Raw genomic sequence first — 9,859 nt, 5'->3', positions numbered from 1 at the left:
GCGCCCCCGCAGTGCCCGCTTCCCCCAAGGACAATTATCAGTGCAGGTAGAAGGCTTGCGTATTCTCTGAAAACCGGGGAATGGTCGACCCATATGGGTTAAACGTAGTAGATAGGCCGTTTTCGTGACGCGGGCCCAAAACAGTCTTTTGGGACGGGTGGTATCCTTGGTAGCCCTGTGCTGCAAACGCACCTTAAACGCAAGGAGTCCCATGGATCTTATCGCCCAGCTCGCCCGCGAGCTCAACCTTAAGGCTGACAACATCGAGGCAGCCGTCAAGCTCATCGACGAGGGCAACACCATTCCCTTTATCTCGCGCTACCGCAAGGAAGCCACGGGTGGCATGGACGACGTCGCCCTGCGCGCACTCGACGAGCGCCTGTCCTACCTGCGCAATCTTGAGCAGCGCAAAGAGGACGTCATTCTGCTCATCGACGCCCAGGGCAAGCTCACGCCCGAACTCGAACAGCAGATTCGCGAGGCCACGCAGCTCCAGCGTGTCGCGGACCTCTACAAGCCCTACCGCAAAAAGCGCATGACCCGCGCGCAAAAGGCCCGCGAGGCCGGCCTGGAGCCGCTCGCCAACATGGTCATCATGCAGGCCTCGGCCAAGGGCAGCGCACTCGACGCCGCCGCGGCATACGTCAACGAGGAGGCCGGCTTCGACACGCCCGAGAAGGCGCTCGCCGGCGCCGCCGACATCGTGGCCGAGACGGTAGCCGAGGACCCCGAGAACGTCGCCGACCTGCGCGCCTTTACGCAAAACACCGCCGACATCGTCGTCGAGGCCACCGACCCCGCCGAAAAGACTCCCTACGAGCCGTACTACAGCTATGATGAGCCACTGCGCCGTATACCCAACCACCGCGTGCTGGCTATCGACCGCGGTGAGCGCGAAGGCAAGCTCCGCGTGCGCGTGAACGTCGACGGTGCTGCCGCCACGGCACGCCTCGGCAGCCGTTGGCCCCGCCGTCAGGGCGTCTTCGCGCCCGTCTTTGACGCCGCCATCGCTGACGGTTACAAGCGCCTCATGGCCCCCTCGCTGGAGCGCGAAGCCCGCGCCAAGCTCACCGTTCGCGCGCAGACCGAGGCCATCAACGTCTTTGCCAAGAATCTCGAGGGCCTGCTCTCGGCACGCCCCGTGCGCGGCGCCCGCGTGCTCGCGCTCGATCCGGGCTACCGCACCGGCTGCAAGGTCGCCGTCATGGACGAGACCGGCAAGCTGCTCGACCACGGCGTGGTCTATCCCACCAAGCCGCGCCACGACGTCGCCGGCACCAAGCGCGAGCTCGCCCGCCTCGTCAAAAAGGACAGCGTCAACACCATCGTCATCGGCAACGGCACCGCCAGCCGCGAGACCGAGGAAGTCGTCTCGGAGTTCATTGCCGAGCAGGCGCCCAGCCTTCGCTACACCATCGTTAACGAAGCCGGCGCGTCGGTGTACTCCGCCTCCGAGCTCGCCAGCCAGGAGTATCCCGATCTGGACGTCACCGTGCGTGGCGCCATGAGCCTGGGCCGCCGCCTGCAGGACCCGCTGGCAGAGCTCGTCAAGATTCCGCCCCAGTCCATCGGCGTGGGCCAGTACCAGCACGACCTTGACCAGGCCGAGCTCTCACGCACCCTGGGCCACGTGGTGGAGGACGTCGTCAACCGCGTGGGCGTCGACGTAAACACCGCGAGCGCAAGTTTGCTGGGATACGTATCGGGCATTACGCCGAGCGTGGCCAAAAACATCGTGGCCTACCGCGAGGAAAACGGCGCCTTTACCGATCGCCGCCAGCTCAAGAAGGTCCCCAAGCTGGGACCCAAGGCATACCTCAACGCCGCGGGTTTCCTGCGCATTAGCGGCGGTAAGAACCCGCTCGACGCGACGAGCGTCCACCCCGAAAGCTACGAGGTGGCCACGGCCGTCCTAGAACGCGCCGGCGTTAAAACAAGCGAGCTCAGCCGCGGCGGCGTGCCCGACATCGAGCGCCGCCTGGGCAGCATCTCGGCGCTGGCAAGCGACCTGAACTGCGGCACCCTCACGCTCATCGACATCGTCAACGAGCTCAAGAAGCCCGGCCGCGACCCGCGCGATGACGCGCCCGAGGTGGTCTTTAGCCGCTCGGCGCTTTCCATCGACGACCTGGAGCCCGGCATGGAGCTCAAGGGCACGGTGCGCAACGTCGTCGACTTTGGCGCCTTCGTCGACGTGGGAGTGCACCAGGACGGCCTCGTACATATCTCTAAGCTGGCCAACCGCTTTGTCAAGCACCCCAGCGACGTCGTGCGCGTCGGTGACACGGTCAAGGTGTGGGTCGAAAAGGTCGATCGCGACCGCAAGAAGATCTCGCTCACCATGGTGCAGGGCAAGTAAACCGCCAAAGCAAAGGTACCCCCTGTAGCGATGTGCAAAATCGCGAGTATTCTGCAAATTCCACCGTTCCGGATGCCCCTCAGAGACGAAAAAGCAAAAAACAGCCCCCGTTTTAGCGTCGTCAGAGCCAAAACGGGGGCCGTTCCGTGCTTTATCTAGCTGGTAAAGCCTTTACCTTGCTGAATACTCTCAATTTTGCACGGCGCAGGCGGGGGTACCTTTGCCCACGGCAGGATATGGAAGCCAAGCGCCAACTTGCTGGCAAGCTCGTGTCGGCAGCCCCGGCCTTTCCTTTGCCTAGCGCGACCCTCGCGAAGCGCGTGAGCGATAGGGAAAGGAAAGGCCGGGGCGAGCAGCCCGCGGCGTAGCCAGTGTTCGCGTTACGGCAGAATATGGAAGCCCAAAGCGGCGATATCCTTGGCAAAGCCGCGGACGGTGTCGAGCGAGACCTCGTACGGGTCGCGACCGATGTTCTTGCGCTTGGCCAGGATGCTGTTGGGCACCGTGATGATCTGGCAACCGCAGGCTTCTGCCTGGTAAATGTTAATGAGCTCGCGCGTGGACGCCCACAGGACCTCGCAGTTGGGCTTTGCGGCGGCCTTCTTGACCGACTCCGTCATAAACGGAATGGGGTCGACGCCGGTATCGGCGATGCGGCCGGCAAAGAGCGAGATGATGGACGGCGTCTCGGTGTCAACGGCCTCGACCATCTCATCGACCTGCGTAGGCGTAAAGATGGTAGTGACGTTGACCTTGATGCCGTCGGCGGAAAGCTTGCGGACCAGCTCGGCGGTGGACTCGCCCTTGGTGGTCACGCACGGAATCTTGACGTAGACGTTCTCGGCCCAGGTAGCGATCTCGCGGGCCTCGACCTCCATGGTCTCGACGTCGTCGGCAAAGACCTCAAACGAGACGGACACATCGGTGATGTGGGCCAGGACCTCCTTGGCAAACGCGCGGTAATCCGTCACGCCGCCCTTCTTCATAAGGGACGGGTTGGTCGTGAAACCCTGAACGTTGCCGTTCTCGTACATGTCGAGCATGCCCTCGAGGTTTGCACCGTCAGCGAACACCTTGATTGCCATCTGCCTGATTCCTTTCGCTTGCACATGGGCGTTAAACTGCTAAACACTTTACCTACGTTTATCAAGGCGTGAGCTGCGGTTTTTTATCTTCTCGGCGAACGGTATAAACACCTCAGTGTTTGGATTGATAAATCGATTGAGCATGCAAAAGCAAAGAGTCGCAGTTTGAGCAAACGTCAGAACGAGGGATTCATTAGATGAGGCCGAAATGCTGCATCGCTGTGACGGTGCCGTCGTGTGCGACATCATCAGTCACGTAGTCGGCGAGCGCCTTGACCTCGGGCATAGCGTTGCCCATGGCCACGGCCGTCTCGACAGCGGCGAGCATACCCAGATCGTTGCCGGAATCGCCAAAGCCAAAGGTGCGCGCGTTGCCGGTGCGACCCAGGTATTCCAGCGCTCGCGCCACGCCCACGCCCTTGTCAATGCCCTTGGGGCTCAGCTCGCGATTCTGGCCACCGGTGTTGCACAGCTCAAACTCGCGATCGATAAAGCCGTCATCGTTGGCCACGCGAGCCAAACTGGGCACACTGAGGCATACCTTGCCCACGCGCAGACTGCCGTCGACGCGCATTTCCTCGGTGCTGTGCACCACAGAAGTGCCGATCAGAGACGACTGCTCAACACCCGCGGGTTCCAGGGCAAAAGTAGCCACGTTGGTCTCGAAAAAGGCCTCAATCCCTGCCGCTGCCATACGGCGCGCAAGCTCCTCGATAACGTCCTCGTCAAAGCAGTCCTCATGCACCACGCGACCCTCGACCTCGAGCGTGGCGCCCGCCATGGCAACGACACCCGCAGGCTCCAAAGCACGCAGGCCATCGGCAATCAGCCACAAGGGACGACCCGTGCAGATAAACGCCTTGTGCCCTGCGTCGTGCAGACGATGAAACGCCTCGATCACCGCCTGCGAGGGGCGAACCGCCGAAAAGTCCTTGTCGGTCATGTTGTCGGGATCGAACGACGTCAGCGTGCCGTCCACGTCAAAAAAGAGCACGGCAGAATCGGGGCACGCATCAATCATATGGGTTCCTTTCGGGGGCGAGAGTAAACGAAGCATCCATCATATAATGGAGCGACGCAACCAGAGAGGTCACCCATGGAATTTTACGCAAGCTGCCCCGAGGGCTTTGAGTCCGCACTCGCCGATGAGCTTAAACGCCTCGGGCTTTCGCATGTTCGCCGGCTGAAGGGCCGCGCTACATTTGAGGGCGAGCTCGAAGAAGGCTACCGCGCCTGTCTGTGGTCGCGCCTGGCGAGCCGCGTGTTCGTGGTACTCGGGCGCTTTGAGGCGCAGGATGCCGATGAACTGTACGATAGCGTTTACGACATCGCCTGGGAGAGCATCGTCCGCCCCGGCGCCACCATCGCCATCACCGCCCGCGGCGTGACCGAGCAGCTGCGCAACACGCGCTTCTCGGCCCTGCGCGCCAAGGACGCGCTGTGCGACCGCCTGGCCGAGACCACGGGCCGTCGCGCCGATGTCGATGCCGCCGACCCCGACGTTCACCTGCTGCTTTCGCTGCGTCAGCGTCGCGCGAGCATCAGCCTGGACCTTTCGGGCGACCCGCTGTTCAAGCGCCTGCCGCCCGCGGCGACCCGTGCCGGCGAGGGCGCGCACGTGTTGCGCCCCGACTACGCCGCCCTGGTGCTGGCGCAGGTCGGCTGGACCGCACTGTGTGAGCGCGAGTTGACGGCCGACGATTACGAGAATGAAGCCCTTCCCACGCTAATCGATGCCTCGTGCGCCGGCGGCGGCCTGTTGCTGGAAGCCGTGAACATTCTGACCGACCGCGCCCCGGGCGCCGCACGCGAGCGCTGGGGCTTTGAGGGCTGGCAGCCGCACGACGCCGCTCTGTGGGAGCAGCTGCTTGCCGAGGCGCGCGAGCGCGAGGCGGCAGCGCGCGAGCGGCAGGCGCGCATCGTGGCCGTGGATGTTGACCCCGCCGCCCGCAAGACCGCCGAGCGCATGGTCAAATGTGCCGGCTACAAGCGCTTTGTTGATTTTTGCGCCGCCAAGTCCGCCACCGTGCTGGACCATGCGGGCGCCGTCGCCGGTGCCGCCCTGGTCGCGGACACGACCGAGACCCCGCTTTCGCTCATGCAGGATGCCATGACGCTCATCGGCGAGCTGCGCCGCGCCCCCGAGCTCGCTTCGGCGCCGGTCGCCGCTCTCACCCGCGACGGCTTGCTGGCCCGCGCGCTCCACGCCGAGCCCGAGCGCTCGATCGCCGTCATGCCCAATAACGAGGAGGCGGCTCTTGAGGTTTGGCCCTCGCTCGACCACGCCGCCGCGGCATTCGAAGCTGCGACCAGCGCAGATGCCGAGGAGCAGACCGCAGATGCCCAAGGCGAAGCCGCCGACACCCTCATGCCCGAACCTACCGCCACGCTCGACCTGGGCGACGGCAAGCCGCTGCCCGTGCTCATCCCGGAGTCCGAACAGTTCGCCAACCGCCTGCGCAAGAACGCCCGTCTGCGTCGAAAGTGGGCAAAGCGCGAGGGCGTGAGCTGCTACCGCGTCTACGATGCCGACCTGCCCGACTACTCCGCTGCCATCGACCTGTACGAGGGTTGCCCGCAGACGCCGGGCCGCTGGCTCGTCATCGCCGAATACGCCGCGCCTAAGACCATCGACCCCGCACTGGCCCAGGCCCGTATGCTCGACATCTTGGCCATCGCGCCGCGCATCCTGGATGTTCCGGCCGAGCATGTGCACGCCAAGGCCCGCATGCGTTCGCGCGGCGGCTCGCAGTACGGCAAGCAGGGCGCCGGCAAGGGCGGATCGGGCGAGCGTGCCAATATCGCACGCCGTCGTCTGCCGCTCATCGAAGAGGGCGGCCTCACCTTTGCCGTCAACTTTGACGACTATCTGGATGTGGGCATCTTCCTGGATCACCGCGTCACCCGCAACCTAGTGCGCGAGCACGCCAAACAGGCGCGCCGCTTCCTCAACCTGTTTGCCTACACCGGCACCGCCACCTGCTATGCGGCAGATGGCGGCGTCGAGGAGACCGTGACGGTCGACCTCTCCAACACCTATCTGGACTGGGCCGAGCGCAACATGCGCCAGAACGGCTTTGTGGGGCCGCAGCATCATTTTGTGCGCGACGACGTGCTTGCCTGGATTCGCGACCAGCGCCAGACGCGCAACCGCTGGGACCTGATCTTTGTCGACCCGCCCACGTTCTCGAACTCGTCAAAGATGGGCCGCCGTACCTGGGATGTCCAACGCGACCATGTTGAGCTTTTGGCCGGCGTATCTCGCCTGCTCGCGCAGGGCGGCCATGCCATCTTCAGCTGCAACCTGCGCGGCTTCCGCCCCGAAACGCGCAAGCTCGCGCGCGCGGGCGTCGTGCTGGAGGACATTACGGCGCAGACCATTCCCGAGGACTTCGCACGTAACCAGAAGGTGCACCACTGCTATATCGTGCGCCGCCTGCCCATTGAGGACGCCATGGCCGAGGTCGGCTTTAGCGCCGAGGAGATTGCCGAGCGAACCGAGGAGCTGCGCAACCCCGAGGCCCGTAAGCCTCGCGCGGCAGTGCCCGCGCACGCGCAGGCCGGCAACGGCAAGCCTAAAAAGAAGAAGTTCTACGCCAGCAAGCCCAAAGGCAAATAACAAAGTTGCGGTGGAATACGGACTGTTTTGCCTGGAATTAGGCAAATATAGACCGTATTTCACCGCAACTCATAGTGGGATGGTGGCCGGCGATCTAGCCTTGGGTGACCAATCGGTAACCGATACCCACATGCGTTTGAATATAGCGCGGATGCGCGGGATCGGACTCGATCTTCTTGCGCAGCGTGCCCATAAAGACACGCAGGCTCGCCAGGTCGCTCTTAGTTGCCGTGCCCCAAATCTCGTGCAGGATAAACTGGTGCGTCAGCACTTTGTCGGCGTTGTGTGCCAGCAGGCACAGGAGCTTATACTCGATCGGCGTCAGATGCAGTTCCTCGCCATCCATCGTGGCGATGCCGGCATCAAAATCGATATGCAGCTCACCGGTATCGAACGAGCCCTCGGAGGCAACACCGCCCGTTTGCGCATACGAAAGGCGCCTGAGCGTCGTGCGAATACGCGCGAGCAGCTCCTCGACCGAAAACGGCTTGGTCAGATAGTCGTCAGCACCGGCATCGAGCGCGCGGATTTTGTCCGCATCCTCGCTGCGCGCCGAGACCACGATAATCGGCATGCCCGACCATGCGCGCACCGACTCCACCACCTTGACGCCGTCCATATCGGGCAGGCCCAGATCGAGCAGCACAATGCTCGGCGTCTGCGACGAGGCGGCGGCGATGGCGGCATGGGCGGTCTCCACGGCCATATGGCGCAAGCCGTGCGCCTCGAGCGCAGCAACAATAAGATTGCGAACGGCAGGGTCGTCCTCAACGACCAAGATGAGCGGTTTTACGGCAGAGTTCGGCACGGCGCTACTCCTTATCAAACGAAACGTCGGCGGCAGGAAGCTCAATCGTAAAGACCGAGCCGTGCGGGTCCGCCGCGGCAACCTCTATGCTACCGCCATGCGCCAGCGCAATGGAGCGGCAGAGCGAAAGACCCAGGCCCACGCTGCGGTGACTGTCAGCCAGACCGTGGTTGGCGGTGTAGAACGACTCAAAGATCCGCTCGCGGTCCTCGGGTGCGATGCCCGGACCATCATCGACCACCGAGCACGCCACGCGTCCATCGTCGACGCTAATCGAAATCATGATATGCGAGCCTGTGGGCGTATAGGTGATGGCGTTGTTCACCAGATTGACCACCAGCTGCACCATCAGGCGTGCATCGACGTTGACGAGCGCCGGCTCATCGCACGCCACCACCTTAAGGTCGTGCTCGCGCACGGCAGGGTTCACGTGGCGCAGCGCCTCCTCGACGATATCGTCCATGAGCTCGAGCGTGGTCGACAGGTGCATGCCGCCGCCCTCGAGCTTGGTGATGGCGAGCAGGTTCTCGACGGTGGCGTTGAGCCACAGCGCATCCGAGCGAATGGATAGAAGAAGGCCACGGCGCGTCTGGGCATCGAGAACCGCGGTGCCGGTCGAGCCCTGATCGAGCAGCACGTCGGCATTACCCGAAATACTGGTAAGCGGTGTGCGCAGATCGTGCGAGATGGAGCGCAGCAGGTTGGCGCGCAGCTGTTCGTTTTTGGCGAGCACCGCCGCCTCCTCGCGGGCCTCCATAGCGCGGGCGCGATCGAGTGCCAGCTCGCCTTCGCTCACGATGGCATCGGCAAGTGTTCGCTCCTCGTGCGTCAGCACGTCGGGCTCGGCAACGATAGCCAGCACGCCCACCACCGAGGCGGGGTCGCCCGAGCGCGCGAAGCCGTCGCCCGTGCGAACCGTCAGGTAGATGCCATAAAACGCCGAGCCGCCATAGGTGGCATCGAGCGGCGTTCCCACGTAGGCGGACGCCGAGAGCCTCGGCGGCATCTGCGGCGCCAGCTCGTGCACCGGGGCGGCATCGCCCACGGCCGTGTACGTCGCACGCGGCAGCAGGTCATCGCCCTCGGCGTCGGCGCTGTACCACACAACCGGACAGCCCGAAAGACGCGCCAGCTGCGTGGCCATGGCGTGAACGATCTGATGCTGATCGGCGCACCGCTGCAGCATGCGGTTGGTCTCGAGCACCATATGCGTGCGGCGGTCGCTGGCGGCAGCCTGTGCCAAGGCGCGGCGCAGGGCCAACGCAATCGAGCTCGACACAAGCGAAACCACGAACATGATGAAGAACATGCCGGGATAGCCGCGGTCGATAAGCGACAGCGAGTAGCGCGGGTCGACAAACAAAAAGTTGTAGAGCGCCACGGCGGCAGCCGAGCTCAGCAAGCAATACAGGCGACTCCAGGTAAAGAATGCGCACAGCTGAACGGCGAACACATAGACGATCATGATGCTCGGCGCGAGACCCGGATGGTCGAGCAGCGCGCCCACAATCGTCGCCGCGACCAGCAGCCCCACCGATACGCAGGCGTCATACAGAGGAGTGCGGCGCGTCAGCGTTGTGCGCCGCCACCAAAAGCTATCGGCAATATCGCCGTCCGTACGGACGTCCATCAGCGTCCCGCCCCTCTCTCAAAAACAAAAACCACCACAAAGGGGACAGGCACCCTTGTGGTGGTTTCCCCTTGTGGTGGTTCCAAGTGTAAAGCCTTTGCAACCTGCGGTCGTTAGACAAACAGCACGTGCGCGAGCAGTGCGCACACGCACGCCGCGACAAGCACCGTCACCACGATCGAAATCACGCGGTCGGCCATATCCATGTTGGCCCGATTCGTAAAGAACCGATCTTCGGCAGCATCGGCGCGTACCTCACGCACCAGCTCGGTCGCAAGATCGCAACCGTCAAGCACCTTTGCATCCATGGTTTCCTCCCAGGACTCAATCCCCGTCAATACAAACCCGCCCGTTCGCA

General features: G+C 63.6%; 7 protein-coding genes. 2 read left to right on the top strand and 5 right to left on the bottom strand.

Annotated features, from left to right (window positions below; all coding sequences use genetic code 11):
- Positions 1-211: 211 nt before the first annotated feature.
- The gene (locus tag LK493_RS09255) at positions 212-2,359 is read left to right on the top strand and encodes a Tex family protein (RefSeq protein ID WP_227790820.1); all 2,148 of its coding nucleotides are present in this window, start codon (positions 212-214) and stop codon (positions 2,357-2,359) included.
- Positions 2,360-2,739: 380 nt separating this feature from the next.
- Here the strand turns inward: LK493_RS09255 and LK493_RS09250 are convergent, their stop codons facing one another.
- Both LK493_RS09250 and LK493_RS09245 read right to left on the bottom strand, forming a co-directional pair.
- On the bottom strand, positions 2,740-3,444 hold the full coding sequence (locus LK493_RS09250) for a transaldolase (protein ID WP_055286284.1): 705 nt from the start codon (positions 3,442-3,444) through the stop codon (positions 2,740-2,742).
- 193 nt (positions 3,445-3,637) lie between these two features.
- Entirely contained in the window at positions 3,638-4,465 is an 828-nt protein-coding gene (locus LK493_RS09245) for an HAD-IIB family hydrolase (protein WP_227790819.1), read from the bottom strand.
- A 75-nt stretch (positions 4,466-4,540) separates the two neighbouring features.
- On the opposite strand from LK493_RS09245, the gene rlmKL reads away from it, so the two are divergent.
- Complete coding sequence (rlmKL, locus tag LK493_RS09240) at positions 4,541-7,063, top strand: bifunctional 23S rRNA (guanine(2069)-N(7))-methyltransferase RlmK/23S rRNA (guanine(2445)-N(2))-methyltransferase RlmL (protein WP_227790818.1); 2,523 nt, start codon at positions 4,541-4,543, stop codon at positions 7,061-7,063.
- Between the two features lie 94 nt (positions 7,064-7,157).
- On the opposite strand, the gene LK493_RS09235 is transcribed toward rlmKL, so the two are convergent.
- From LK493_RS09235 to LK493_RS09225, 3 genes are all read right to left on the bottom strand, one after another.
- Entirely contained in the window at positions 7,158-7,871 is a 714-nt protein-coding gene (locus LK493_RS09235; protein WP_055286278.1) for a response regulator, read from the bottom strand.
- Positions 7,872-7,875: 4 nt separating this feature from the next.
- Positions 7,876-9,501, bottom strand: a complete 1,626-nt coding sequence (locus tag LK493_RS09230) for an ATP-binding protein (protein ID WP_227790817.1) — start codon at positions 9,499-9,501, stop codon at positions 7,876-7,878.
- A 113-nt stretch (positions 9,502-9,614) separates the two neighbouring features.
- Positions 9,615-9,809 (bottom strand): hypothetical protein, encoded by a 195-nt coding sequence (locus tag LK493_RS09225; protein WP_006235656.1) that lies wholly within the window; start codon positions 9,807-9,809, stop codon positions 9,615-9,617.
- Positions 9,810-9,859 lie beyond the last annotated feature (50 nt).

The sequence above is a fragment of the Collinsella aerofaciens genome, from assembly GCF_020709435.1.
GTDB classification, from domain to species: Bacteria; Actinomycetota; Coriobacteriia; order Coriobacteriales; family Coriobacteriaceae; genus Collinsella; species Collinsella aerofaciens_AU.
Note: the sequence above shows the minus strand (reverse complement) of the source record. Positions and strands in the feature narration are given on the sequence as shown.